Below are 25,890 nucleotides of genomic sequence, written 5' to 3'. Positions count from 1 at the left end.
GGCCGGGCAAGGGCAGACGCGAGGAGGCAACGGTGACAACCGCTGGATCGCCCGTCCGGGGCCGTTCGACCCGGCAGCGGGCCGCCGTGGCGGCCGCGCTCGACGAGGTGGCCGAGTTCCGCAGCGCGCAGGATCTCCACGACATGCTCAAGCACAAGGGCGACTCCGTCGGGCTCACCACGGTCTACCGCACGCTCCAGTCCCTGGCCGACGCCGGCGAGGTCGACGTCCTGCGCACGTCGGAGGGCGAGTCCGTCTACCGGCGATGCTCCAGCGGCGAGCACCACCACCACCTCGTCTGCCGGGTGTGCGGCAAGGCCGTGGAGGTGGAGGGCCCGGCCGTCGAGAAGTGGGCCGAGGCCATCGCCGCGGAGCACGGCTACGTGAACGTGGCCCACACGGTGGAGATCTTCGGTACGTGCGCGGAGTGCGCGGCGGCGAAGGGCTGAGCCCCTTCGGGGGCTCGGGCCCTCAAACGCGTGTCAGGTTGCGGTCGAGGATCGCCCGCAACCTGTCCACGTCCGCGGGCGGCGGGTGTTACGAGCCGTCGCCCCGCATGGCCCGCTCCATCGCGAGCAGTTGCTCGTTCGGGACGGCGCCGCCGAAGCGGCGGTCGCGCTGCGCGTACTCGACACAGGCCCGCCACAGGTCGCGCCGGTCGAAGTCGGGCCACAGGACGTCCTGGAAGACCATCTCGGCGTAGGCGCTCTGCCACAGAAGGTAGTTGGAGGTGCGCTGCTCGCCGCTCGGGCGCAGGAACAGGTCCACGTCCGGCATGTCCGGGTAGTACATGTACTTCTGGAGGGTCTTCTCGTCGACCTTGGACGGGTCGAGGCGGCCGGCCTTCACGTCCTCGGCCAGCGCCTGCGCCGCGTCGGCGATCTCGGCACGGCCGCCGTAGTTCATGCAGAAGTACAGCGTGAGCGCGTCGTTGTCCTTGGTCTGCTCCTGGGCGATCTGGAGCTCCTTGGCGACCGACTTCCACAGCTTGGGCATCCGGCCCACCCAGCGCACCCGGATGCCGAGCTCGTCGAGGGTGCCGCGGGTCTTGCGGATGAAGTCGCGGTTGAAGTTCATCAGGAAGCGCACCTCGTCGGGCGAGCGCTTCCAGTTCTCGGTGGAGAAGGCGTACAGGGAGATGCTGCCGACGCCGACCTCGACCGCGCCCTGGAGCACGTCGAGAACGCGCTCGGCTCCGACCTTGTGCCCCTCGGTGCGCGGCAGCCCGCGCTCCTTGGCCCAGCGGCCGTTCCCGTCCATGACGATCGCCACGTGGTCAGGGATGAGCTCGCCGGGGAGTTTGGGCGCGCGGGCACCGGAAGGGTGCGGTTCCGGCGCCCTGTACTCGCGGCGCTGGCGTCCCAGGATCCCGCGTACGACCATGTGCTTCTCGTCTCCCTCTGGCTTGCGCGCGCTGGGCGCTCGTCTCGTTCTGCTTGCTGTTCGGTGCTGTTCTTCGCTGTCTCGCGCGTTGGGCGCCCTCGCCGCCCCGGCCTGCCGGGGTGCGGCTACTTCTCCACGTACCGCAGGGAACGCAGTCCGCGCTCCAGATGCCAGTGCAGATACGCCGACACCAGCCCGCTGCCCTCCCGGACGTGCCGCGGTTCGCTCGCGTCCGCCGTCTCCCAGTCTCCCGTGAGCAGCGCGCCGAGGAGTTCGAGGGCCTGAGGTGAGGGTACGACGCTGCCGGGCACCCGGCAGTCGACGCAGACGGAACCTCCCGCCGCGACCGAGAAGAACCGGTTCGGCCCGGGCATTCCGCATTTGGCACAGGCGCTGAAGCTGGGCGCGTAGCCGTTGACGGCGAGGGAGCGCAGCAGGAAGGCGTCGAGGACGAGGTGCGGTTCGTGCTCACCCCGCGCGAGGGTGCGGAGCCCGCCGACCAGCAGCAGGTACTGCTGCACGGCCGGCTCCCCCTCGTGGTCGGCGAAGCGCTCGGCGGTCTCCAGCATGGCGGTGCCCGCGGTGTAGCGCGCGTAGTCGGTGACGATCCCGCCGCCGTAGGGGGCGATCGTCTCGCTCTGCGTGCACAGGGGCAGACCGCGGCCGATCAGCTCGCCGCCCCGGGCGAAGAACTGCACGTCCACGTGGGAGAAGGGTTCGAGGCGCGCCCCGAACTTCGACTTGGTCCGCCGGACACCGCGCGCGACCGCCCGCACCCGTCCGTGACCGCGTGTGAGCAGCGTGATGATCCGGTCCGCCTCACCCAGCTTCTGGGTGCGCAGCACGATGCCGTCGTCGCGGAACAGACTCATGCTGCCCATTCTCGCCTACGGCGCCCGCGGCCCGACCCGGACGGGTCCCTTCGTTCCCGGGCGCCCGCGAAGCACCGCTCGGCGGCCACGTACGACGCCGTTCCCATCCGGCGGCGCTCCGCCCCTCCCGCTCCCGGCTCTGCCCGACCGGTCCCGGCCCCGGACCGGCTCGACCCCGCCGCGGCCTCCTCCCCGGCCCACCGGGACAGAGGGCTCCATGACCCGATGACCACCGGGACCCCGGCCCCGAGTCACCGAGTCACCGAGTCACCGAGTCACCGAGCGATCGGGACCCGACTGCGCCGGCCGCGCCGGTCAGCCGACGCGTTCCAGGCCGGCCCGCACGGTCTGCCGGGTGCCGTCCCGCTTGGTCGACCCGTAGGCGAAGTCCATGGTGTCCCCGGGGCGCAGGGTGAGCGTGATGCGACCGTTGGTGACGCAGTCGCCGGACCGGATGTCCTCCCCGAGCGTCACCTGGTCGCTCCCGGCCGCCGTCAGCGTGAGGACGCCGTGACAGTCGGAGGACTCCATGGCGTAGTGGATGGTGCCGACCTGTTCCCGCCGGTTTCCCCCTTCCAGTTCCAGGGTGACGCGGTAGTGGTCGGTCTCGGTCGCGTCGATCTCCTCGGCATAGCCCTGCCAGCGTCCGAGGAACTCCTCCGGCACGCCGACGGCGGCCGGCGCGACGGGGGTCGCGCCGGATCCGCCGGACGTCCCGGGCGTCGTCCCGGACGGGCTCGGCGGGGGTGCCGGACTCGACGGGGCGGCGGTGGCGGGGGCGCTGGACGCGGCCAACACGCCCGGCGCCTCGGAGACGGGCGCCGCGCCGCCGAGGGACGGGTCCGGACCACGCTGCTCCACCTCCCCGCTCAGTTGCACGAACAGGCTGATGAGAGTGGCGATGATGGTGGCCGCGGCGCCGATCAGCGCCACGACGAGCGCGGTGCGGTGGGACTCGCCCGGGGCCGGACGGCCCGGACGCTGCGGCCCCGCATAGGGGTCCGTCGGGGACTGCGGTCTGGTCATGGCGCGGCCTCGGGTCCGTGATGCGGAGGAAGATCAGGCCATATTGCCGCCCAGGCACGGCAGTTGTGCGACTTTAACGCAAATCCACGGAATAGATCATGGTGAATCGATTCGCCCTGTATCGGCACGAAGACCATGGGTTCACGGCCGAGTCGTGCGGCCCCCGCCGGACGGGACACCGGGCCCACGGAGGCCAGGTGTCCGCGCCGGAGCCCTCACGGCTCCTGGCCGCCGAAGCGCCGCACGTACGCGCGCTGCCACGGGGTCTCCACCGCGTGCCGGTCGTAGTGCCGGCGCACGTAGGCCACCGCGTCCTCGGGCGGTACGCCGTCCAGGACGGCGACGCAGGCCAGGGCCGTGCCGGTGCGGCCCCGGCCGCCGTAGCAGGCGATCTCGACGCGTTCGCCGGCCGCCCGCCGCCAGGCCTCGGTGAGCACCGCGCGGGCCTCGGCGCGGTCGGCGGGCAGCCGGAAGTCCGGCCAGCGCAGCCAGCGGGCCTCCCAGGGGACCGCGGGCGGCCGCTTGCCGAGCAGGTGGACGGCGTACGTGGGCGGGGCGCCTGCGTCCGCCGGGAGCGGCCGGCGCAGGCCCCGGCCCCGTATCAGCCGGCCGGAGGGCAGCGTCAGCACACCCGCTCCACCCGGATCCCAGGTACCGCCACCGGTGCCGGACCCGGGCGGGGAGTCGGGTTGGGTTTCGGTCACGAGGCCAGCGTAGGGGAGCCCGGTGGGCGGGGGATCGCGGCGGGGACCCCGGGCGACGCCCGCCCGGGAGAGCGCGGACCCGGGACAGCCCCGCCCGGGATGGGGCGGGCCCGGGAAGGGGCGGACCCGGGAAGGGGCGGACCCGGGCCGTGACCCGCCACGAGGCGGGCCCGGGAGGACGCCGGTGGCGGTCAGCTCACCCCGCGGGCGCCCTGGGCGGCGCGGGCCTCGATGCCGCGGAAGTGGTCGGCCATCGCGCGCTGGGCTCCCTCGACGTCCCGGGCCCGCAGGGCGGTGAGGATGTCGCGGTGGCGGCGGGCCGTCACCTCCGGGGTGATGTCGTCGGTCCAGCCCCGCACCACGGCGACCCGCCGGAACACGGTCCAGAAGGCGCCGAGCAGTTGCGGCACCAGCGGGTTGCCGAGCGAGGCGTACAGCAACTCGTGGAAGCGGCTGTCGAGTTCGGGGAAGGAGCGGCCGTCGTCGCCCGCCGACTCCATCTCCGTGACGACGTCCTCCAGCCGGTCCAGCTCCTCCTCGGTCAGCACCTGGGCGACACGGCTGATCAGCCCCTCCTCCAGCACCTCGCGGACCTGGAGGATCTCGGCCAGCGCCCCGGTCGGATCGTCCGGACGGGCGAGCGTGCGGAAGGTCAGCCCGTCGACGAACGGCGTCATGGACGCCTCGCCGACGTACGTGCCGTAGCCGTGCCGGATCTCGACTATGTCGAGCGCCTGGAGCGCCTTGAGCGCCTCGCGGACCGAGTTGCGGCTCACACCGAGATCGGCCATCAGCTCGGTCTCGGTGGGCAGGGGCGCACCGGCCGGAAGCCCCTGGTCGAGGATCAGTTGCATGACCTCGCGCTGGATCTGGCCGCTCACCCGACGCTCGGGCCGACGCCGGTTCCCGCTCTCCTCAGGCATGCGCCGCATCGTACGCTCGCTGGACATCGGACGTCCCACCTCCGGGCTGATCAAACGCCAAGTTCGGCCAACTACCCCTGTTTCATACCGTCATTGGTCGCGCCTGTGGAAGATGCGCCATTCGTGTGCGGGCCCTTGACCCCCTCCGCGCCCCCTTTTATGGTCACGCTGCCCCCTATGACGTAGGACGTCGTATCTCCTGCCTCCCGGGCCTTCGAGCACCGCCCCACCCGCTTCACCGCACCGCTCAACTGGACCACTCCTTGTTGGAGGAACCGTGCGCGACGTGCCCCACACTCCGGCGCTGCACCGCCGGTCGTTCCTGAAGTACACGGGCGCCCTGAGCGCGGCCGCCGCCCTCTCCTCGTCCCTGGCCGCCTGCTCGTCCGGGCCGGAGTCCACGAACGACACCAGCGGCTCGGGCGGTGGCCGGAACGCCACGCTGACGGCCGTGATCGGCTACGGGAACGACGGCAGCTGGGATCCGACGCAGACCGCGTCCGCCTTCTCGATGGCCGCCAACAACCACATCTACGAGGGCCTGCTCGACACCGACCCGATCTCCCGCGAGCCTTATGCCGCGCTCGCCACCCAGGTGCCCGCCGACCTCACCGGCACGTCCTGGAAGTTCACGCTGCGGGCGGGGGCCACGTTCCACGACGGGAAGCCGGTCACCGCCGACGACGTGGTCTTCGTCTTCGACCGGATACTCGATCCGGACACCCAGACCCTCGCCAAGGGCTTCTTCGCGAGCTGGCTGAAGGAGGTCCGCAAGATCGACGCGGAGAACGTCGAGCTGGTCCTCGAGTTCCCCTTCCCGGAGGGGATCTCCCGGCTCACCCTGGCGAAGATCATGCCCAAGCACGTCTTCTCGCTGCCGGGCGCCTGGGACGACGCGATCAAGGGCAAGGCGATCGGTTCGGGGCCCTACCGGCAGACCGCGCACCACCCGAAGTCGAACACCACCTTCGAGGCGTTCGCCGCCTACAACGGGCCGCGCGAGGCCGCGTTCAAGAAGATGAACTGGCTGACCATAGTGGACGCCGCGCCCCGCGTCGCGAAGATCTCCGGGGCCGGCGCCGGCGCCCAGATCGCCGACAACATCCCGTACGCCAACATCGAGCAGCTCCGCAAGGGCGGCATGACCGTCCGGGGCGGCGCGGGCATGAACAACCTGTTCCTGATGTTCAACACCCGGCACGAGCCGTTCGACGACGTGCGCGTCCGCCAGGCGCTGCACTACGCCATCGACACCGGGAAGATGGTCGAGGTCGCCCTGAAGGGGCACGGAAAGCCGTCGAGTTCCTTCCTCAACGAGGGCAACCCCGCCTACCGGCCCGCCAGAACCGTCTACTCCTACGATCCCGAGAAGGCGAGGAAGCTCCTGAAGGAGGCCGGGGTCGAGGGGCTGAGGATCGAGATCCTGTCGGTGAACGTCAGCTGGATCGTCGACTGCCTGCCGACCATCAAGGCGTCGTGGGACGCGATCGGGGTGAGGACGACGCTGTCCCCGCAGGAGACGACGGCCGTGTTCACCAAGATGGACCAGAAGCAGGACTACCAGGTCGTCGCCGCCGCCTCGAACCCCAACCAGTTCGGCCTCGACGCCGACCTGATCATGCACTACAACTACGGCCCCCAGAACCTCTGGATGGGCTACGCCCGCTGGGCCGGCGACCCGGTCGCGAAGAAGCTCTTCGAGGACATGGACCGGGCGACGCGGGAGCCGGACGCCGACAAGAAGAAGGCGATGGTCCAGGACTGCATCGACACCGTCGCCGAGCAGGCCGTGCTCTACCCGGTCGTGCACAACGAGCTGATGACGGCGTGGAATCCGCGGCGGATCGCCGGGATGAGGCCGCAGCCCTATCCGGGCATCAACCTGCTCCAGGCCAAGTGGGTCTAGGCGACGAGGGAGTTGACACGTGGTCGCCATCGTCAGGATCCTGCTGCGCCGCGTCGCACTGCTCGTTCCGCTGATGCTCGGGATCGTCCTGTTCGTCTTCCTGGTGATGCGGTTCTCGGACGTCGATCCGGCGTCCGCGTTCTTCCAGGGCGCGAACCCGACCCCGCGGCAACTGCACGACTTCCGGGAACGGAACGGCCTGCTCGATCCGCTGCCCGTCCGCTACCTCCACTTCGTGGGCGCCCTGGCGCGGGGCGACATGGGCACCTCGGCGCTGACCAGGGCGCCGGTCGTCGAGCAGGTCACCACCGCGCTGCCGCTCACGCTCCAGCTCACCTTCCTGGGGCTCGGGATCGCGGTGGTGCTGTCCCTGCTCGGCGGGGTCACGGCGGCGATCCACCGGGACCGGGCGGCCGACCAGATCATCCGGGTGGTGTCCCTCGTCGGGGTCGCCGCACCGGGCTTCTGGCTGGCGCTGCTGATGATCCAGTATCTCGCCGTCGACCAGGGCTGGTTCCCGACCGGCGGCTACGTCAACCCGGCCGACTCGCTCTCCGGCTGGCTCCGGACCATGGCGCTGCCCGCGCTCGCGCTGTCCCTGCCGGTCGCGGCCCAGCTCACCCGGATCGTCCGGACGTCCGTGGTCGAGGAGCTCGACAAGGACTACGTGCGCACCGCGATCGGCAGCGGGCTGCCGCCCCGGGTGGTCGTCGGCCGCAACGTGCTGCGCAACGCCCTGATGAACCCGCTCACCGTGCTGGGGCTGCGCGTCGGCTATCTGCTGGGTGGCGCGGTCGTCATCGAGACGATCTTCTCGCTGCCGGGCATGGGCAAGCTGATGATCGACGCCGTGAAGAACGGTGACCCGGCGGTCGTGCAGGGCGTCGTCCTGACCACGGCCGTCGGCTTCGTGGTCGTGAACCTCGTGATCGACCTCCTGTATCTGCTGGTCAACCCACGACTGAGGGAGGCGACCTGATGTTCACGCGGAAGGAACTGGCGGGAGCCCTCGCCCGGCCCGGTGTCCGGCTGCGCGGGCTGCCGCCGTTGTCACGGATCGCGGTCTGCTTCCTGGCCGTGGTCGTGCTGACGGCCCTGTTCGCCCCCCTGCTCGCGCCGCACGACCCGCTCGACCAGCAGCCGCCGGTGGACGGCACCGGGCATCCGTCGGCCGGCCACTGGATGGGGCAGGACAGTCTCGGCCGGGACATCCTCGGCCGGCTGATGTACGGGGCGCGCTGGTCCCTGGCGATCGGTTTCGGCGCCACCGCTCTCGCCCTGGTCGTGGGAGCACTGCTCGGCGCGCTCGCCGCGACCTCGCGCCGGGCGGTCGACGAGACGCTGATGCGCTGCCTGGACGTCGTGATGGCTTTCCCCGGCATCGCGCTCGCCGCCGTGCTCGTCGCCGTGTTCGGCGGCGGCATCACGGTCCTGATCTGCGCGATCGCGTTCCTGTTCACCCCGCCGGTCGCCCGGGTCGTCCGGGCGAACGTCCTCGACCAGTACGGGGAGGACTACGTCACGGCCGAGCAGGTGATCGGCGCCCGCACCCCGCACATCGTGCTGCGGCACGTCGCCGTCAACTGCGCCGCCCCGGTGCTGGTGTTCTGCACCGTCCAGGTCGCCGAGGCCGTCGTCTTCGAGGCCTCGCTGTCCTTCATCGGAGCGGGGGTGCGGCCCCCGGACCCGTCCTGGGGCAGTGTCATCGCCGACGGCAAGAACATGGTGCTGACCGGCGGCTGGTGGGCCACGGTCTTCCCGGGCCTGCTGATGCTGATCACCGTCCTGTCGCTGAACATCCTGTCCGAGGGCGTCTCCGACGCCTGGGCGGCACCGGCCGCGCGCGCCATCTCCGTGCCGCCCGCCGCGGACCGCCTGGAGGCGCCCGAGCCGGGCAGCGGAACGGTCCTCGAACTGCCCGGTCTGGCCGAGGCCGCCGCGCGGCTGCGCTCGCGGGCCCGTCCGCTCCCCTCGGGACGGCAGCCCGTCCTCGCCGTCGAGCACCTGGCCATCGGCTTCGACGACCGGCACAGCGGTGCGGACATCGTCGACGGCATCAGCTTCGCGGTGTATCCCGGTGAAGTCCTGGGCCTGGTCGGCGAGTCGGGCTGCGGGAAGTCGCTGACGGCTCTGACGGTGATGGGCCTGGAACCGAAGGGCGCCCGGGTCGGCGGCCATGTCCGTTTCGACCAGCGGCAGTTGGTGGGCGAGCCGATGCGCGTACGACGTCGGCTGCTGGGCCACGAGATGGCGATGGTCTACCAGGACGCGCTGTCGTCCCTGAACCCGGCGATGACGATCAGGGCGCAGCTGAAGCAGGTGGTACGGCGGGGCGGCAGGCGCCCGGCGGCCGAGCTCCTCGCCCTGGTCGGCCTCGATCCCGAACGGACCCTGCGCAGCTATCCCCATGAGCTCTCCGGCGGCCAGCGCCAGCGCGTCCTGATCGCGATGGCCCTGTCCCGCGAGCCCCGGCTGATCGTCGCCGACGAACCGACGACGGCCCTGGACGTGACGGTCCAGGCGCAGGTCATGGAGCTGCTGCTGCGCCTGCGTGCGGAGCTGGACTTCGCCCTGATCCTCGTCTCGCACGACCTGGCGCTGATCTCGGCGGTCACCGACCGGGTGGTCGTGATGTACGGCGGCCAGATCGTGGAGACGGGGGTGACGGCGGACCTGGTGGAGTCACCGGCGCACCACTACACGCGCGGGCTGCTGGGCAGCGTCCTGTCGTTGGAGTCGGCGGCGGAACGCATGACGCAGATCAGGGGAGTCGTCCCCTCCCCCGCCGACTTCCCGGCGGGCTGCCGCTTCGCCGACCGCTGTCCGATGGCGAGCGAGGTGTGCCGGACGACGGCACCCGGCCTGGTCGGACCGTCCACGCACACGGCGGCCTGCCACCATCCGGCCGTCGACCTGGTGACCATCGAGAGCGAGGCCGTGACGTGAGGATTCCGCCGACGCGGACCGGGGCCGTCGTATGACCGCGCCGGTGCGGGAGGCCGAGGTCCACCGGACGGAGGCGCTGGTCCGGCTCACCGACGTGGCGGTCGTCCACAGGGCCCGCAGCGGCGGGGTGTTCACCCGCGACCGGGTGTACGCGCTGACCGGCGCCGATCTCACCGTCGCGGCCGGGGAGACGGTCGGCGTGGTCGGCGAGTCGGGCTGTGGCAAGTCGACGCTCGCGAAGGTGCTGGTGGGGGTGCAGCGGCCGACCTCCGGCACGGTGGCCTTCCACGGCCGCGACCTGTGGTCCCTGAAACCGGACGAGCGGCGCGGGGCCGTCGGGTCCAGCACGGGCATGATCTTCCAGGACCCGGCGACGGCCCTGAACCGCCGACTGCCCGTGCACCGGATCCTGCGCGATCCGCTCGACGTGCACCGGCGCGGCACGCCGGCCGAACGCAACGACCGGGTGCGGGAGTTGATGTCCCTGGTCGGTCTGCCCCGGGCACTGGCGGACGCGTTGCCCGGCCAGCTCTCCGGCGGGCAGCGCCAGCGGGTGGCGATCGCCCGCGCCCTGGCGCTGGACCCGGGGCTGGTGGTGGCCGACGAGCCGACGAGCGCGCTGGATGTGTCGGTCCGCGCGCAGATCCTCAACCTCCTCCTCGATCTGAGGGAACGCCTCGGCCTGGCCCTGGTGTTCGTGTCCCACGACATCCAGACGGTGCGGCGGATGAGCGACCGGGTGATCACGATGTACCTCGGCCGGATCGTGGAGGAGTCACCGGCGGACGCGGTCACCGACGGCTCCCGTCACCCGTACACCCGGGCGCTGTTCTCGGCGACCCCGGGCCTGCTGGATCCGATCGAACCGATTCCGCTGACCGGCCCCGTCCCCTCGGCCACGCGCCCGCCGAGCGGCTGTCCCTTCCGCACCCGGTGCTGGAAGGCCGACGAACGGTGCGCGACCCGGATGCCGGACTTCACGGCCGCGTCGGCCCCCGGTCACCGCTTCCGGTGTCACCATCCGGTGGAGGAGGGCCGGCCGACGCGATCCCTGGTCGCCCAGGCCGAGTCCGCCGCCGAGGCCACCGCCATGGCCGACCTTCCGTTCCAGCAGCACATCCGGGAGCCCTCGTGACCTTCCCCGCCCCGCTGACCGGTGTCGTACCGCCCGTCTGCACCCCCCTGACACCGGACCGCGAGGTGGACGTCCCGTCGCTCACCCGGCTGATCGACCATCTGATGGCGGGCGGGGTGCACGGTCTGTTCGTGCTCGGCTCGACGTCCGAGGTCGCCTATCTGACGGACGCCCAGCGCAGGCTGGTCGTGGAGACCGCGGCGGGGCACGTCGCCGGCCGGCTCCCCGTCCTGGCCGGCGCGATCGACATGACGACGCCGCGCGTCCTGGACCACGCGCGATCCGCGCGGGCCGCCGGCGCGGACGCGATCGTCGTCACGGCCCCCTTCTACACGCGCACGCACCCCTCGGAGATCGCCCGCCACTTCCGTCTCGCCGCGGGTGCGGGACTTCCCGTGTTCGCGTACGACCTGCCCGCGTCCGTCCACACCAAGCTGAGCCCCGAGCTGGTCCTCGAACTCGCCGCCGACGGTGTCCTGGCGGGCCTCAAGGACTCGAGCGGTGACCTCGGCTCCTTCCGGGCGGTCGTCACCGGCGCCCGTTCCCACCCCGGCCTGAGCGGCTTCACCGCGCTCACCGGCTCCGAGGTGGTGGTCGACTCGGCGCTGGCCCTCGGCGCGCACGGCGCGGTCCCCGGCCTGGCCAACGTGGACCCGGCGGGTTACGTGCGGCTGTACGACCTGTGCGTGGCGGGCGACCGGGAGCGGGCCCGGGCGGAGCAGGAACGGCTGTGCGAGCTGTTCGCCATGGTGGGCGTCGGCGATCCCGCCCGGATGGGCGGCAGTTCCTCGGCGCTCGGCGCGTTCAAGGCCGCGCTGTTCCTGCGGGGCGTCATCGACTGCCCCGCGACGGCGGAACCCCAGGTCCCGCTGTCGCAGGAGGAGATCGAGCGGGTCGGGAAGTACCTGGCGGCCGCGGGGCTGCTGTAGGTCCTGGAGCTAGGGCGTGCGCGTCGGTGCGGTCGGCGGCCGGTTCACCGGCAGGCGCCGGAACTCGATCGTCTCGTACGGTCCCGCGTCGCCGGTCTCGTAGAGGACGCCGACCCGGGCGGGGCCGAGCTGGACGAGGTCCGAGTAGGCGGCTCGCCGGGTGGACAGGGTGGCCGCCTTCGTGAAGGCCGCGCCGCGGTCCGTGCTGCGCCACAGGGCCATCGACCGACGGACGGTCGAGACGGAGGGGCCGGAGAAGAGGAGTGGGGCGAAGGGCCCGGTGAGCTGGAGGACGCTGCCCTGGACGACGGGAACGTCGTTCAGGGCGGGCTGGACGGCGAAGGGGCGGTCCAGGGTCTCGGCGCCGTCGCCCGAGTAGGCGTCGAGGCGGTTGCCGGGACTCGTCCCGTTCTGGTCGCGCGCGCTGAAGTAGAGCCTGCCGTCAGGGAGTTCGGCCGCGGTGCTCTCGTTGGAGTTGACGGTTCCGTCATAGGAGTCGTCGACGTAGCCGAGCCGCCAGCGGACCCCGCCGTCGTCGCTGTAGAGCGCGTGGGCTCCGTAGTACCCGGGCTCCTGCCCGGTGTCGGCGGATCCGGCGGGCGGTGCGGCGGAGTGGTTGGCGGGCACGACCAGGCGTCCGGCGTGAGGGCCGCGGCGCAGGGCGATCGCGTGACCGGGACCGGTGGCGTACCAGCGCCAGCCCGGCCGCTTCACCCGGTCCGTGATGTCGCGCGGGGCGGAGAAGTGCCCTCCGTCGTCGCGGCTGGTCTGCACGAAGACGCGCCGGCTCTGTTCCGCGGTGACCTCGCCCCGCATGATCTGCGCCTCGGTCACGGTGCCGCTGTTGTAGGAGAGGTGAGCAGGACGATCCGGCCGGTCCGCGGGTCCACCACCGGCGCCGGGTTGCCGCGGGTGTCACCGTCGCCGGACGCGACGACCCGCAGCGGGCCCCAGGTGCAGCCGCCGTCGGACGAGCGTCTGAGGACGACGTCGATGTTCCCGGTGTCGCCCGCGCCGCTGTGCCGGCCCTCGGCGAAGGCGAGCAGCGTGCCGGCCCGGGTCGTGACGACGGCGGGGATGCGGTAGGTGCCGTAGCCCTCCCGGCCCGCGGTGTACGGGACCGAGGAGGCGCAGTTCCCCGGGGCCAGGGGCGCGGCTGAGGCGGATCCTCCGGTGGCGGCGAGGGTGGTGAGGAGTCCGGCGGCGGCTGTGAACGCGAGCGTGCGGCTCGTGCTGGTCATGGCACTCCCTGGACTACGTCGGACATGGGACGTGGGATGTCCAGGTGAACCTAATGTTCCCCGCCGCACACATCAGTGCCCTTGCTTTCGCGGCGTGATGACGAGATGTCGATTCGCCCGGATGCCCTGCTGGGCCGTGCGGACGGCCGCCTCAGACCTGGCCCGCGGCTCCCGGTGTCACCAGCCCCGACTCGTACGCCACGATGACCAACTGGGTCCGGTCGCGGGCACCCAGCTTGCCCATGATGCGGCTGACATGGGTCTTCGCGGTGAGCGGGCTGAGCCCCAGCGTCGCCGCGATCTCGGTGTTGTTGAGGCCGCGCGCGACCAGCGTGAGCACCTCGCGCTCGCGCTCGGAGAGCCCCTCGGGGCCGCCCACGGTCAGCGCGGGCACCGAGGGGGCGGACAGGAAGCGGGCGACCAGGCGGGCCGTCGGGCCCGGTGAGAGCAGCGCGTCCCCGGCGGCCACCGTGCGGATCGCGTCGAGGAGTTCGGCGGGCCGGGTGTCCTTCACCAGGAAGCCCGAAGCCCCGGCGCGCAGCGCCTCCACGATGTGCTCGTCGGTGTCGTACGTGGTGAGGACGAGGACCCTGACCCCGGACAGGCTCTCGTCGGCCGCGATGAGCCGGGTCGCCTCGATGCCGTCCAGGTCGGGCATGCGGATGTCCATGACGATCAGGTCGGGCCGCTCGCTGCGCGCCAGTTCGACGGCCTCCCGCCCGGTGGCCGCCTGTCCGACCACCTCCATGTCCCGCGCCGACTCGACGAGCATGGCGAAGGCGGCCCGCACGAGGTTCTGGTCGTCGGCCAGCAGCACCCGGATGGTCATCGGGCCTCGCCCCTTCCGGTCTCCGACGCGGCCACGGGACCGGGTCCGGCCACGCGGCGGTCCCCGCGGACGCCCTCGCCGTCCCGCGCGGCCCCTGGATCACGATCGGTCCGTGGATCCCGTACGTCCTCGGGGCCGTCCAACGCTCCGGGGCCCCGTACGCCACCGAGTTCCGGCACCCCACCGAGGTCCCGTACGGACACGGCGCCGTCCTCTGCCTCCGGTCCGCCCGGCCCTTCGAGCCGGTCCGTCCCGTCCCGCACCGTCCGCTGTCCGGGCAGCGCCGTCCCGAGGGGCAGCGTCGCGACCACCGCGAATCCGCCCTCCTCCCGGGTCCCGGCCTCCACCGTGCCGCCCACGCTACGAGCCCGTTCCCGCATCCCCGTCAGACCGAAGCCGGGCGGGCCGCCCGCGTCGCCGACGCCGTCGTCGGTGACCGTCACGCGCAGCGCCCAGCCGTCCGTGCGCAGGTCCACCCGGACCAGGACGTCGGGGCCCGCGTGCCGTACCGCGTTGGTCAGCGCCTCCTGGACGATGCGGTAGGCGGCGGCGCCCACGGCGGAGGGGACACCGTCCGCCCGGACCGCGCCCCGCGTCTCCACTCGCGCGCCGGCCGAACGGGCCGCCGCCACCAGGTCGGTGACCCCGTCGAGGCCGGGCAGCGGGCCCCGCCCGTCGCCTCCGCCGTGCTCGCAGGCCCGCAGCACCTCCAGCGTGGTGCGCAGCTCGCCGCGCGCGGTCCGGCAGGTCTCGGAGATGTCCTCGAGGGCCCGGGCGACGGCCGTACGGTCGAGGCGGTCGGGGTCGGCGGCCAGGACGTGCGCGGCGACGGAGGTCTGCACGCCGATCAGTGTGATGCTGTGGGCGAGCAGGTCGTGCAGGTCACGGGCGATGCGCAGGCGTTCCTCGGCGACCCGGCGGCGAGCCTCCTCCTCGCGGGTGCGCTCGGCGCGCTCGGCCCGTTCGACGACCGAGGCGAGGTACTGCCCGTGCACCCGGACGTACACGCCGAGGACGATGAAGGCGACGATCCAGCCGGTGATGCGCAGCGCCTCGGCGCCCTCGGCGGCGCCCTGCCCGAACTTGACCGTGAGCATGATGCCGATGACCCCGGTGCCGATGGCCAGGGAGCGCAGCGGGCGCCCCGTGACGGCGACGGTGAACAGCCCGGTCATCGAGACGAGCAGCGGCGCCTCGTGGTCGAAGTCGAGAGCGTGGTACGGCCCCATGCAGGCGACGAGCGCGAGGAACGCGGCGAGCGGGGCGCGCCGCCGCCAGACCACCGCGACGTGCGCGGCGATCAGCAGGGTCCAGCCGAGGACATCCGGACGGCGGCCGTCGGTGTCCACGGTGAGCGCCACGGTGACGTCGGCGATCAGCAGCACGCCGGCGAGCAGCGCGTCCTGGCGCAGGATCCGCGCCGGGTCGACGCTCCCCCGGTGTCCGAAGCCGGTGAGGCGCAGCATGCGTTTGACGTCCACCGCTTCATCCTTCGTGAGGGCGCCGGCGCCCCTCCGGGAGGAGGGACGCCCGATTGTCCGGTGCGTGAGGGGCCGGCCGGCCCGCATCCAGTGTGCGGGACCGGCCGGCGTGGGCGTCCGCGCCGGGTCTCAGGACCGCCCGGCGGCGAGACGGCCGGCCTGACCGCCGGATGGCTCAGCCGACGGTTACGGGCTTCTGCCGCCCCGCCGTCTCGGTCTCCGGCTCGCGCGAGAGGGCGCCCGGCCACCACATCCTGCGCCCCAGCGCCACGCTCGCGCTGGTCACCAGGTACGTACGGACGAGGAAGGTGTCGAGCAGCACCCCGACCGAGATGACGAAGCCGAGTTCGACGAGTTGGAGGAGCCCCATGTTGGTGAGCACCGCGAAGGTGGCCGCGAGGACGAGGCCGGCCGAGGCGATCACGCCTCCCGTGGTGCGCAGCGCGGTGAGCGCGGCGGCGGCCGGTTCGGCGCCGGACAGGGACTCCTCCCGCATCCGGTGCATGAGGAAGATCCCGTAGTCGACGCCGAGGGCGACCAGGAACACGAAGGAGAGCAGGCCGAGGCCGGGATCGGTCCCCTCGAACCCGAACAGTGGTCCGAAGACCAGGCCGCCGAGGCCGAGCGACGCTCCCCACACCGCGATCACGGCGGTGATGAGCAGCAGCGGGGCGACCAGGCTGCGCAGCAGGACGACGAGGATCAGCAGCACGGCGACGAGCACGAGGGGCACGACGACGAGCCGGTCGCGGGCGTTGGTGTCCCGCAGGTCGAGCTGCTGGGCGCTCGGGCCGCCGACGTACGATCCGTCGAGATCCGCCCGCAGGGCCTCGATCGTGGCGGTCTCGGCCGCCGACTGGGGCGCGCCGCGCGCGATGACGGAGATCTCGGTCCAGCCCTCCGCTCCGCTGCGTCCGCGCTCGGCGCTCGCGACGCCCGCGTGGCCGCGCACCGCGGCGAGCGTGGTGTCCGCCCGGCCGGTCGGGGTGATCACGGTGATCGGCTGGGTGCCCCGCTCCGGGTAGGCGCGGGCGAGTGTCTCCATGGCGGCGACCGAGTCGGGCCGGTGGACGAAGGAGTCCTGCTGCTTGAGCGGGCCGGGCAGACCGAGTGTGCCGAGGGCGAGCGCCCCGAGCAGGACGGCTCCGCTCGCGAGGACGACGAGCGGCCTGCGCCCGGCGGACGATCCCATCGCGGCGAACAGGCTCCGCCGCTCGCGGGGCCGGGATCCGAAGGCCGGTACCAGCGGCCAGAACAGCCGGCGTCCGAGCAGGACGAGCACGGCGGGCAGCAGGGTGAGCATGGCGAGGAGGGCGCAGAGCACGCCGACGGTGCCCGCGGGGCCCATGCCCCGGCTGCTGTTGAGGTCGGCGGCGAGCAGGCAGAGCAGTCCGGCCGCGACGGTTCCGGAGGAGGCGAGCACGGCGGGCCCGCAGCCGCGCAGCGCCGTCCTCATGGCGTCGTAGGGCCGTTCCACCCGCCGCAGTTCCTCCCGGTAGCGGGAGATGATCAGCAGCGCGTAGTCGGTGCCGGCGCCGAAGACGAGGATCGTCATCATCCCCGAGCTCTGGCCGGAGACGCTGGTGCCGAACGCCTGGTGGAGTCCGTAGGCGACGCCCATCGACAGATAGTCGGCGACGCCCGCGACGGCGAGCGGCACGAGCCACAGCAGCGGGCTGCGGTAGATGAGGATCAGCAGGACGGCGACCACGCCGACGGTGGTGTAGAGCAGCGGCCCGCCGAGGGAGTCGTAGACCTCGCCCGCGTCGGTGGCCAGTGCGCCGGGCCCGCCGACCTCGACGCTCATCCCGTCCGCCGGGCGGGCGACGGCGCGTACGTCGTTCACGAACGCGTCGCGCTTCTTCTCGTCGGTGCCGGGGGCGTTGCTGGCGACCGCGTACATCAGCGTGCCGCCGTCCCGGGACGGCACGGCCTCGGGGGTGCCGGTGAGCGGGTTCGCCCGGGTGATGGTCTCGATCTGGCGGGCCGCCACGGCCCGGTCGGCGGCGCGGAGGCCGCCGTCGCGGTGGTAGACGAGCACCAGTTCGGTGGCCTCGCCGCCGGGCAGCCGGTCCTCGATCTTCGCGACCCGGGTGGAGTCGGCGCTCGCCGGCAGATAGTCCACGGCGCGGTCGTGCTGGACGTCCGCGAGCTTCGCCGCGAACGGCCCGACGGCGGCCAGCACGGCCACCCACAGCCCGAGCAGCAGCCAGGGCACGGCCGACCGCCGCCCTGGGCCCCTTCTCGTCGTTCCGGCCTTCTCGGGCCCCATGGCGGGATCCTCCCCTTGTCGCTGATGTCTGGACAGACACCAGACTTCCGGCGGGGCGGACCGGATACGTCGCGCGCGAGGGCGAGTTCGGGGGTACTGCGAGGGGTGGCCCGGGGGCCCGACTACTCCCCGGGGAGTACCGGCCGGGCGGGCCGGGAGGGTGCTACGACGGCGTCCGTACCGTCGCCAGAAGCCGGGTCACGTCGTCCGAGCAGATCGTCAGGGCGGCACCCACGGTGGCCAGGACGTCCCGTTCGGCGGGGGTGTACGGCCCGTCGGCGAGGGCGATGCGGGCGCCCTGGAGCAGGATCGCCTCGCGGCCCGTCGGGGCGAGGTGCGGGGCGAGCGGGTCCAGCGCCTCGTGCAGCTCTATGGCCAGGCTCGCTCCGCAGGGCTCGCCGAAGAAGCGGCCCGTGTCGGCGGCGAGCGCCTCGACGAGGGCGCTCAGCTGGTCCTCGGTGCAGTCGTCGAAGCCGGCCGAGCGGACGGCCGCGGCGGCGGTCTCCAGGGAAGGGCGGGCGCGGCTGCCGCCCGCCGCGAGCACCGCGAGGGCGACGGTGTGGACGGCGTCGCGGAGCATCGCGGAGAAGCGGGTGGTGGTGGGATGGTCGAGGACGTCGGCGCCGTAGTGGCGGCGGCAGGCGGCGCATTCGACGACGGGGCCGGTCTCGCCGCGCGGGAGGACGGGCACGCCGAGCAGGGTGAAGCGGCGGCGGCCGGTCAGCCGCTCGTAGTTGCGGTCGCCTCCGCAGCCGGGGCAGAAGAACTCGCCGTCGCCGACGGTGCTCCACGCCGTACGGACGCCCAGGATGCGGGGAACCTGGACTGCACGACCGTTTCGTCCCCATCCTGGCAGCACGTCGCACACCTCCGTGACTCCCCCACGGCCTTGAAGGCGATGAGAGGTACCCCCGCGGCAACATCGCCGCGCTGGCGTGATGTTAGCCACATTGTTGAGGTGCCGTCAGTACCTAGGACGAGACCTGCTCGTGACCTGCACATCGATTGGCCGGTATACGACCGGGCCCCGCCCGCCTCGGAAGGCGGACGGGGCCCGAAAGAACCAGGTGAACGAGGTCAGCGGGCCGCGCGGTTGACGGCGGAGACGACGGCCTTCAGCGAGGCGCGTGTCGTGTTCGCGTCGATGCCGATTCCCCACAGGACCTTGTCGCCGATCGCGCACTCGATGTACGAGGCGGCCTGCGCGGAGGCGCCCTCACTCATCGTGTGCTCCTGGTAGTCCAGGAGCCGCACGTCGATGCCGATGGACTGCAGGGCGTCGAAGAAGGCGGAGATCGGGCCGTTGCCGGTGCCGCTCAGGACCGTGTCCGCGCCGTCGACGGTGGCTTCGACGGTCAGCGAGTCCACGCCGTCCTTGTCCGTGGTCGACTGGCCGGTCCTGACCTGGATACGGCCCCACGGGTTCGAGGGGTTGGGCAGGTACTCGTCCTGGAAGGCCGCCCAGATGTCCTTCGGGGTGACCTCGCCGCCCTCGGCGTCGGTCTTCGCCTGGATGATCTTCGAGAACTCGATCTGCATCCGGCGCGGCAGGTCCAGCTTGTGGTCGTTCTTCAGGACGTACGCGATACCGCCCTTGCCCGACTGCGAGTTGACGCGGATGACGGCCTCGTAGGAACGGCCGACGTCCTTCGGGTCGATGGGCAGGTACGGGACGGCCCACTCGATGTCGTCGACGGTGACGCCCTTGGCGGCCGCGTCGGCCTCCATCGCGTCGAAGCCCTTCTTGATGGCGTCCTGGTGGGAGCCGGAGAAGGACGTGTAGACCAGGTCGCCCACGTACGGGTGGCGCGCGTGGACCTCCATCTGGTTGCAGTACTCCCACGTACGACGGATCTCGTCGATGTCGGAGAAGTCGATCTGCGGGTCGACGCCCTGCGAGAACAGGTTCATGCCCAGGGTGACCAGGTCGACGTTGCCGGTGCGCTCACCCTGGCCGAACAGGCAGCCCTCGACGCGGTCGGCGCCGGCCATCAGCGCCAGCTCGGCGGCGGCGACGGCGGTGCCCCGGTCGTTGTGGGGGTGGATCGACAGGCAGACGTGCTCACGGCGGGACAGGTGGCGGCCCATCCACTCGAAGCGGTCCGCGTGCGTGGAGGGGGTCGAACGCTCCACGGTGGCGGGCAGGTTGAGGATGATCTCGCGGCCCGGGCCGGGCTGCCAGACGTCCATGACCGCCTCGCAGACCTCCAGCGCGAAGTCCAGCTCGGTGTCGGTGAAGATCTCGGGGCTGTACTGGTAGCCGAACTCGGTCTCGGGGCCCAGCAGCTTCTCCGCGTACTCGACGACCAGGCGGGTGCCGTCGACGGCGATCTGCTTGATGTCGTCCCGGGAGCCGCGGAAGACGACGCGGCGGAAGACCGGGGCGGTGGCGTTGTACAGGTGCACGTTGGCGCGCCGGGCGCCCTTCAGAGACTCGACGGTCCGCTCGATCAGGTCCTCGCGGGCCTGGGTCAGTACGGAGATCGTGACGTCGTCCGGGATCGCGGTCTCGTCCTCGACGATCGAGCGGACGAAGTCGAAGTCCGTCTGGCCCGACGCCGGGAAACCGACCTCGATCTCCTTGTAGCCCATCTTCACCAGCAGGTCGAACATCTCGCGCTTGCGCGCGGGCGACATGGGGTCGATCAGGGCCTGGTTGCCGTCGCGCAGGTCCGTGGACAGCCAGCGGGGGGCGACGGTGATCCGGTTGTTGGGCCAGTCGCGGTCGGGGATGTCCACCTGGTCGTACTGACCGTACTTGTGGACCGGCATCGACGTGGGCCGCTGACGGTTCGGGCGGGTCTGCTGGCTGCTCTGGCTGTTCGCCATGATGCGTGGGCTCCTCAGGATGTCCGAAAGGACGGCCGACGGCGCAGCACCGAACTCCGCGGGGAGGGGGCCGGCCTCGACTACAGACCCTCGCCGCGGCAGCTAAGGAGAAGCAGCCCGAAACGCATGATGCTCGGCAGCCTAACCGAGCCGCGCTCCGTACGGGGGGGCTGTATCAGTATGCGGGATCGCACCCCCTGAAAAGGACGAAAAGTGCGCCATACCACTTCTTTGCGGAATCACAGGCTCCCCGTCCGGCATTTCACCAATCATGGTTGCGCGTAGTGACATGAAGGTCACTCAGTGCAAGGGTGCCGGGCATGACGACACACGGGGGCTTCGAGCCCGTCTTCTGCACCATCGTCCCGCCCCACGTCCTCGACAAGCTCGCCCGGCACGAGGACCCCGCGCTCTCCGGTCCCGCGCGCCAGACCCTGGAGCGCGACGCGTACGAGCGCACCCACCGGCGGCTGACCACCGTCATCGGCGCGCCCTCCGTGGCCGCGCCCACCACGGGCGACGAGCCGAAACCGCACCGGACGATCTACGACGCCCGCCACCGCCAGGACCTCCCCGGCAAGAGGGTCCGCGGCGAGGGCGACAAACCCGGCAAGGACGCCACGGTCAACCGCGCGTACGCCGGTCTCGGCGCGACCTTCGAGCTCTACCTGAAGGCCTACCAGCGTGCCTCGATCAACGGCGAGGGCCTGCCGCTCGACGCCACCGTGCACTTCGACACGAACTACAACAACGCGTTCTGGAACGGCGAGCAGATGGTGTTCGGCGACGGTGACGGCGAGATCTTCCTCGACTTCACCCTCCCGATCGACGTCATCGGTCACGAGCTGACCCACGGGGTCACCCAGTACACGGCGAACCTCACCTACTTCGGCCAGCCGGGCGCCCTGAACGAGTCCATGTCGGACGTCTTCGGCTCCCTGATCAAGCAGTACACGCTCGGCCAGACCGCCGGTGAGGCCGACTGGCTGATCGGCGCCGGGCTGCTCGCCCCCCGGATCAACGGCACCGCGCTGCGCTCCATGAAGGAGCCGGGCACGGCGTACGACGACGACGCCCTCGGCAAGGACCCGCAGCCCGCGACGATGGACGACTACGTCAACACCGGCCGCGACAACGGCGGCGTCCACATCAACTCCGGCATCCCCAACCACGCCTTCTACCTCGCCGCCCAGGCCCTCGGCGGCCACGCGTGGGAGCGGGCCGGACAGCTCTGGTACGACGTGCTCACCGGCGGAGAACTGCCCCAGCAGGCCCTCTTCTCGGACTTCGCGCGGCTGACGCTCGCCGCGGCCCGCGCCCGGTACGGCGAGGGCGAGGAGCTGCTGGCCGTGACGAAGGCCTGGGAGCAGGTCGGAGTGCCGTCCGTCTGAGCCCCGCCCTCCGGACGGGACCGGGCCCCCGGGGCGACGGGGGCCCGGCCGCTCGCCGCCGGGCGTCTGGCCCCGGCGCCCGACACGTACTAGACAGGGACCCATGCGTATCCAGGTACGGCGCACGGGCGGGTTCGCCGGCATCGAGCGCCACGGCGAGGTGGACACCTCGGGGCGGCCCGACGCCCACGAGTGGCACACCCTGGCCGAGCGGGCACTCGCGGCCGGCCGGAGCACACCCCCGGCCGGCGTCCCGGACGGCTTCGGCTACCGGATCACCGTGGACGGCAGGACGGTCCACGCCGCCGACCCGGGGCTGACCGAGGAGCAGCGCGAGCTGATCTCCCGCGTACTGAAGGAAGGGGCCTGAAGGAGGGCGCCTGACGAGGGGCCGGACCGGAGCGTCCGGCGGCCCGCCGGGCGGGCGGCGGGCGGGAGCCACGGGTTCACGCCGAACCGTTGACTTCCGTCCCCGCCGGTACCGATGATCGCGCGCATGGCGACCCATCCGCTCCCCCGGTTCCCGTCCGACTTCCTCTGGGGTGTGTCCACCTCGGCCCACCAGATCGAGGGGGCCGTGGACGAACGCGGCCCCTCGGTGTGGGACGCCTTCACCGCCGGGCCCGGACACATCAAGGACGGCTCCACAGCGGCGGTGGCCTGCGACCACGTCCACCGCTACCCCGAGGACGTGGCCCTGCTCGCCGGCCTCGGCGTGGACGCGTACCGCTTCTCCGTCTCCTGGCCCCGGGTGAACTCCCCCGGGGGACTCGACTTCTACGACCGCCTGGTCGACGCCCTGTGCGCGGCCGGCGTCCGGCCCGTGCCGACCCTCTTCCACTGGGACCTGCCGGCGGAACTGGACTGGATGGACCGGGACACCGCCGAGCGGTTCGCCGAGTACACCTCGGTCGTCGCCGGACGCCTCGGCGACCGCGTCAAGAAGTGGATCACCCTCAACGAACCAGCCGAACACACCCTGCTGGGCCACGCGCTCGGCGCGCACGCCCCCGGCAAGCAGCTCATGTTCGACGCCCTGCCCGCGGCCCACCACCAGCTCCTGGCCCACGGTCTCGCCGTACGGGCGCTGCGCGCGGCCGGCGCCGACGACATCGGCATCGCCAACTCGCACGGCCCTACCTGGGCGGCCTCGGACCGCACGGAGGACGTCGAGGCGGCCGACTTCTACGACCTCCTGCTCAACCGCCTCTTCGCCGACCCCGTGCTGCTCGGCCGGTACCCCGAGGGCATCGGCGAGCTGATGCCCGGTGACGTCGAGGCCGACCTGAAGATCATCGGCGAGCCGGTCGACTGGTACGGGATCAACTACTACCAGCCGACGAAGGTGGGCGCCCCCGAGGGCGCCGAGATCGAGTTCGGCGGACTCACCCTGCCCGCCGAACTGCCCTTCACCGTCAAGGAACTGGAGGGGTACCCGGTCACCGACTTCGGCTGGCCGGTGGTGCCCGAGGCGCTCACCGAACTGCTGACCGGCTTCCGCGAGCGCTACGGCGACCGGCTCCCGCCCGTCGTCATCACCGAGAACGGCTGCAGTTACGACGGCGTCGACGACCAGGAGCGGATCGCCTTCCTGGACGGTCACATACGGGCGCTGCACCGGGCGTCGGAACAGGGCGTCGACGTACGCGGCTACTTCGTCTGGTCCCTGATGGACAACTTCGAGTGGGCGGAGGGGTACGAGCGCCGCTTCGGTCTCGTGCACGTCGACCACGACACCCTGGAGCGGACCCCGAAGGCCTCGTACGGCTGGCTGCGGGACGCCCTGCGGGCGCAGAGATGACCGCGGCCGACCCGGTCGTGCCCGTGGCCGCGCTCACCGAGCCCGCCGAACGGGTCGGCCGGGGCTGGACCTCGGCGCTCTCGCTCGCCAACGGGGCGATCTGGGTGGGCTGGTACGGCCCCCTGCAGATCCTCCTCGCCTCCCAGGCGGAGGACTTCGCTCCCGGCAGCGGCCTGTCCAAGGAGGCGATGCTGGCCTGGGTGACGGGTGCGGGCGCGGTCGTCTCGCTGATCGCCAACCCGCTGTTCGGCGCGCTGTCCGACCGTACGACCTCGCGCCGGGGCCGCCGTACGCCGTGGATCGTGGCCGGGGCGGCCGGCGGAGCGCTGTCCCTGCTGCTCCTCGCGGGAGCCGGCGGCGTGTGGACGATGGCGGCGGGCTGGTGCCTGGTCCAGCTGACCCTGAACGCCGCGTTCGCCGCGGTCACCGCGGCCGTCCCCGACCGGGTGCCGCGGCTGCAACGCGGCTCCGTGGGCGGCTGGCTGGGCGCGGCCCAGATCCTCGGCGTGGTCGGCGGCACGGGGCTGGCGACGGTGGCCGGGGGCATCGGCGGCGGCTACGCGGCCTGCGCGGTGTTCACCCTGGTGGGCGTCCTGCCGTACGTGCTCCGCTTCCCCGACCTGCGTCTGCCGGTGTCGGCCCGCCCGCCCTGGTCCCGGCGCGCCTTCCTCGGCTCGTTCCGGCTGAGCCCGCGCGAGCACCCCGACCTGGCCTGGGCCTGGCTGACCCGCTTCCTCATCAACCTCAGCAACGCCCTGGTCCTGCTGTACCTGCTCTATTACCTGCGGGACCGCCTGCACCACGACGACCCCGAGCAGGGGGTGCTGATCCTGACGGCGGTGAACGGGGTCACGCTGCTCGCCACGGTCGTCGTGGGCGGGGTGTGGTCGGACCGGCTGGGCCGCCGCAAGCCGTTCGTCATCTGGTCCGGGGTCCTGATGGCGGTGGCCACCGCGGTCCTCGCGGGGTGGCAGACCTGGCCCGGGGCGATCGTCGCGGCCGCCGTCCTCGGGGTCGGCTTCGGCGTCTTCACCTCCGTCGACTTCGCCCTGATGACCGACGTCCTGCCCACGGCCCTCGACCGGGGCAAGGACCTCGGCGTCATCAACATCGCCAACGCCCTCCCCCAGGTCGCGGCGCCCGTGCTGGCGGCCCCGATCGTGACGTATCTGGGCGGGTACCGGGTCCTGTACCTGGTCGCGGCGGTGATCGGCCTCGCGGGGGCGGTGCTGGTGGGGCGGATCAGGGGAGTCGACTGAGCGCGGGGCCGAGGGGGAACCCCGGGGGAGCCGAGGGCCGGCGGGGTCGAGCGTGGCCGAAATCGGGTGACTCCTCCCGGGCGGTCGTCTTGGATGGCCGCATGACCACCCTGAACCCGTCACTCGGCCGGCTGGAGCAGTACTACGACGCGGTGCCGCGTGCCTCCGCGCGGGCTGAGGACCTCGGCCCGTTCACCCTCTTCGTCCGGGAGCCCCCGGGCTGGCCGTACTACGCGCGCCCCGCGATCGGCTGGACGGGCCCGGCAGCGACCGCCGAGGACGTCGACCGCGTACGGGCCCGGCAGCGCGAGCTCGGGGTGCCGGAGGCGTTCGAGTGGGTGGCCGAGGTGACACCCGGACTGCGGGAGGCCGTCGAGGCCGCGGGGCTACGGGTGCACGCGCACCCGCTGATGGTCCGGGAGGGCGACCTGACGGACCGGGACGCAGACCTGACGGACCGGGACGGCGCGGACCCGGCCGGTGCTCTCCCCGGCCCCCACCCCCTCGTCCGCGTGCTCGGCCCCGACGACCCGTTCCTGGCCGGTGCGCTGGCCGTTCCGCACCTGGCGTTCGCCGCTCCCGGTACGGCCACGGGCCCGGCGGGGCCCGCCGAACTGGCCGCCGAGATCATCGCCCGGGCCGACGAACTGCCCGCCGGGGCGGAACGCGTGCGCGCGGGCCGCACGGTGATCGCCGCCGCGGTCGAGGACGGCGTGGTCCTCTGCTCCGGCATGCACCTGCCCGTCGGCCGGGTGAGCGAGGTCGTGGGCGTCGGCACGCTGCCCGCCGCGCGCCGCCGCGGGCTGGGCCTCGCGGTGACCGCCGCCCTGGTGGCCGACGCCCGGACGCGCGGTGTCGACACCGTGTTCCTGTCCGCCGGGGACGAGGACGTGGCCCGGATCTACGCCCGCCTGGGGTTCCGGCGGGTGGCCACGGCGCTGATCGCGGAACCGGTGGCCTGAA

20 protein-coding genes and 2 pseudogenes are annotated in these 25,890 nt (G+C 72.5%); 11 read left to right on the top strand and 11 right to left on the bottom strand.

The window, feature by feature from the left end:
• Positions 1-32: 32 nt before the first annotated feature.
• A complete protein-coding gene (locus ACFYW7_RS02530) occupies positions 33-449 on the top strand; it encodes a Fur family transcriptional regulator (RefSeq protein ID WP_389497147.1) in 417 nt (138 codons plus the stop codon).
• A gap of 88 nt (positions 450-537) precedes the next feature.
• Here ACFYW7_RS02530 and ACFYW7_RS02525 read toward each other — a convergent pair whose 3' ends face one another.
• From ACFYW7_RS02525 to ACFYW7_RS02505, 5 genes are all read right to left on the bottom strand, one after another.
• Positions 538-1,383, bottom strand: coding sequence for an isoprenyl transferase (locus ACFYW7_RS02525; RefSeq protein WP_389497146.1), 846 nt, complete (start codon positions 1,381-1,383; stop codon positions 538-540).
• 125 nt (positions 1,384-1,508) lie between these two features.
• Positions 1,509-2,255, bottom strand: coding sequence for a DNA repair protein RecO (gene recO, locus ACFYW7_RS02520; RefSeq protein WP_389497145.1), 747 nt, complete (start codon positions 2,253-2,255; stop codon positions 1,509-1,511).
• Between the two features lie 315 nt (positions 2,256-2,570).
• Complete coding sequence (locus ACFYW7_RS02515; protein WP_389497144.1) at positions 2,571-3,281, bottom strand: hypothetical protein; 711 nt, start codon at positions 3,279-3,281, stop codon at positions 2,571-2,573.
• A gap of 215 nt (positions 3,282-3,496) precedes the next feature.
• Positions 3,497-3,985 (bottom strand): protein phosphatase, encoded by a 489-nt coding sequence (locus ACFYW7_RS02510; protein WP_389497143.1) that lies wholly within the window; start codon positions 3,983-3,985, stop codon positions 3,497-3,499.
• Positions 3,986-4,176: 191 nt separating this feature from the next.
• Entirely contained in the window at positions 4,177-4,917 is a 741-nt protein-coding gene (locus ACFYW7_RS02505) for a FadR/GntR family transcriptional regulator (RefSeq protein WP_389498530.1), read from the bottom strand.
• A gap of 268 nt (positions 4,918-5,185) precedes the next feature.
• Between ACFYW7_RS02505 and ACFYW7_RS02500 the strand changes: the two genes are divergently transcribed.
• From ACFYW7_RS02500 to ACFYW7_RS02480, 5 genes are read left to right on the top strand one after another with little or no spacing between them, the layout of a single operon-like run.
• Positions 5,186-6,814 carry an ABC transporter substrate-binding protein gene (locus ACFYW7_RS02500; RefSeq protein ID WP_389497142.1) on the top strand — a complete coding sequence of 543 codons (1,629 nt, stop codon included), beginning with the start codon at positions 5,186-5,188 and terminating at the stop codon, positions 6,812-6,814.
• Positions 6,815-6,833: 19 nt separating this feature from the next.
• A complete protein-coding gene (locus ACFYW7_RS02495; RefSeq protein WP_389497141.1) occupies positions 6,834-7,793 on the top strand; it encodes an ABC transporter permease in 960 nt (319 codons plus the stop codon).
• On the top strand, positions 7,793-9,760 hold the full coding sequence (locus tag ACFYW7_RS02490) for a dipeptide/oligopeptide/nickel ABC transporter permease/ATP-binding protein (RefSeq protein ID WP_389497140.1): 1,968 nt from the start codon (positions 7,793-7,795) through the stop codon (positions 9,758-9,760). Before ACFYW7_RS02495 ends, ACFYW7_RS02490 begins: the two co-directional genes overlap by 1 nt.
• 31 nt (positions 9,761-9,791) lie before the next feature.
• Positions 9,792-10,895 (top strand): oligopeptide/dipeptide ABC transporter ATP-binding protein, encoded by a 1,104-nt coding sequence (locus ACFYW7_RS02485; protein WP_389497139.1) that lies wholly within the window; start codon positions 9,792-9,794, stop codon positions 10,893-10,895.
• The gene (locus ACFYW7_RS02480; protein ID WP_389497138.1) at positions 10,892-11,824 is read left to right on the top strand and encodes a dihydrodipicolinate synthase family protein; all 933 of its coding nucleotides are present in this window, start codon (positions 10,892-10,894) and stop codon (positions 11,822-11,824) included. The genes ACFYW7_RS02485 and ACFYW7_RS02480 overlap by 4 nt, the downstream gene beginning before the upstream one ends.
• A gap of 9 nt (positions 11,825-11,833) precedes the next feature.
• On the opposite strand, the pseudogene ACFYW7_RS02475 reads toward ACFYW7_RS02480, so the two are convergent.
• From ACFYW7_RS02475 to leuA, 6 genes and pseudogenes are all read right to left on the bottom strand, one after another.
• A pseudogene (locus tag ACFYW7_RS02475) lies at positions 11,834-13,065 on the bottom strand (exo-alpha-sialidase).
• 151 nt (positions 13,066-13,216) lie between these two features.
• The gene (locus ACFYW7_RS02470) at positions 13,217-13,894 is read right to left on the bottom strand and encodes a response regulator (RefSeq protein ID WP_389497137.1); all 678 of its coding nucleotides are present in this window, start codon (positions 13,892-13,894) and stop codon (positions 13,217-13,219) included.
• 260 nt (positions 13,895-14,154) lie between these two features.
• A pseudogene (locus ACFYW7_RS02465) lies at positions 14,155-15,360 on the bottom strand (sensor histidine kinase); the annotation flags it as partial.
• A 190-nt stretch (positions 15,361-15,550) separates the two neighbouring features.
• On the bottom strand, positions 15,551-17,647 hold the full coding sequence (locus ACFYW7_RS02460) for an MMPL family transporter (protein ID WP_389497136.1): 2,097 nt from the start codon (positions 17,645-17,647) through the stop codon (positions 15,551-15,553).
• Positions 17,648-17,810: 163 nt separating this feature from the next.
• Positions 17,811-18,506, bottom strand: a complete 696-nt coding sequence (locus ACFYW7_RS02455) for a TerB family tellurite resistance protein (protein ID WP_389497135.1) — start codon at positions 18,504-18,506, stop codon at positions 17,811-17,813.
• 218 nt (positions 18,507-18,724) lie between these two features.
• Entirely contained in the window at positions 18,725-20,476 is a 1,752-nt protein-coding gene (gene leuA / locus ACFYW7_RS02450) for a 2-isopropylmalate synthase (protein ID WP_389497134.1), read from the bottom strand.
• Positions 20,477-20,796: 320 nt separating this feature from the next.
• Here leuA and ACFYW7_RS02445 point away from each other — a divergent pair, with 320 nt between their 5' ends.
• From ACFYW7_RS02445 to ACFYW7_RS02425, 5 genes are all read left to right on the top strand, one after another.
• The gene (locus ACFYW7_RS02445) at positions 20,797-21,867 is read left to right on the top strand and encodes a M4 family metallopeptidase (protein WP_389497133.1); all 1,071 of its coding nucleotides are present in this window, start codon (positions 20,797-20,799) and stop codon (positions 21,865-21,867) included.
• Between the two features lie 103 nt (positions 21,868-21,970).
• On the top strand, positions 21,971-22,237 hold the full coding sequence (locus ACFYW7_RS02440) for a protealysin inhibitor emfourin (protein ID WP_389497132.1): 267 nt from the start codon (positions 21,971-21,973) through the stop codon (positions 22,235-22,237).
• A gap of 114 nt (positions 22,238-22,351) precedes the next feature.
• On the top strand, positions 22,352-23,668 hold the full coding sequence (locus tag ACFYW7_RS02435) for a GH1 family beta-glucosidase (protein ID WP_389497131.1): 1,317 nt from the start codon (positions 22,352-22,354) through the stop codon (positions 23,666-23,668).
• A complete protein-coding gene (locus ACFYW7_RS02430) occupies positions 23,665-24,927 on the top strand; it encodes an MFS transporter (protein WP_389497130.1) in 1,263 nt (420 codons plus the stop codon). Before ACFYW7_RS02435 ends, ACFYW7_RS02430 begins: the two co-directional genes overlap by 4 nt.
• 101 nt (positions 24,928-25,028) lie before the next feature.
• On the top strand, positions 25,029-25,889 hold the full coding sequence (locus tag ACFYW7_RS02425; RefSeq protein WP_389497129.1) for a GNAT family N-acetyltransferase: 861 nt from the start codon (positions 25,029-25,031) through the stop codon (positions 25,887-25,889).
• Position 25,890: the final 1 nt, after the last annotated feature.

The organism is Streptomyces sp. NPDC002580 (assembly GCF_042889485.1).
Classification (GTDB): Bacteria; Actinomycetota; Actinomycetes; order Streptomycetales; family Streptomycetaceae; genus Streptomyces.
The sequence above is the reverse complement of the archived record's forward strand: the minus strand, read 5'-3'. Positions and strand labels throughout refer to the sequence as shown.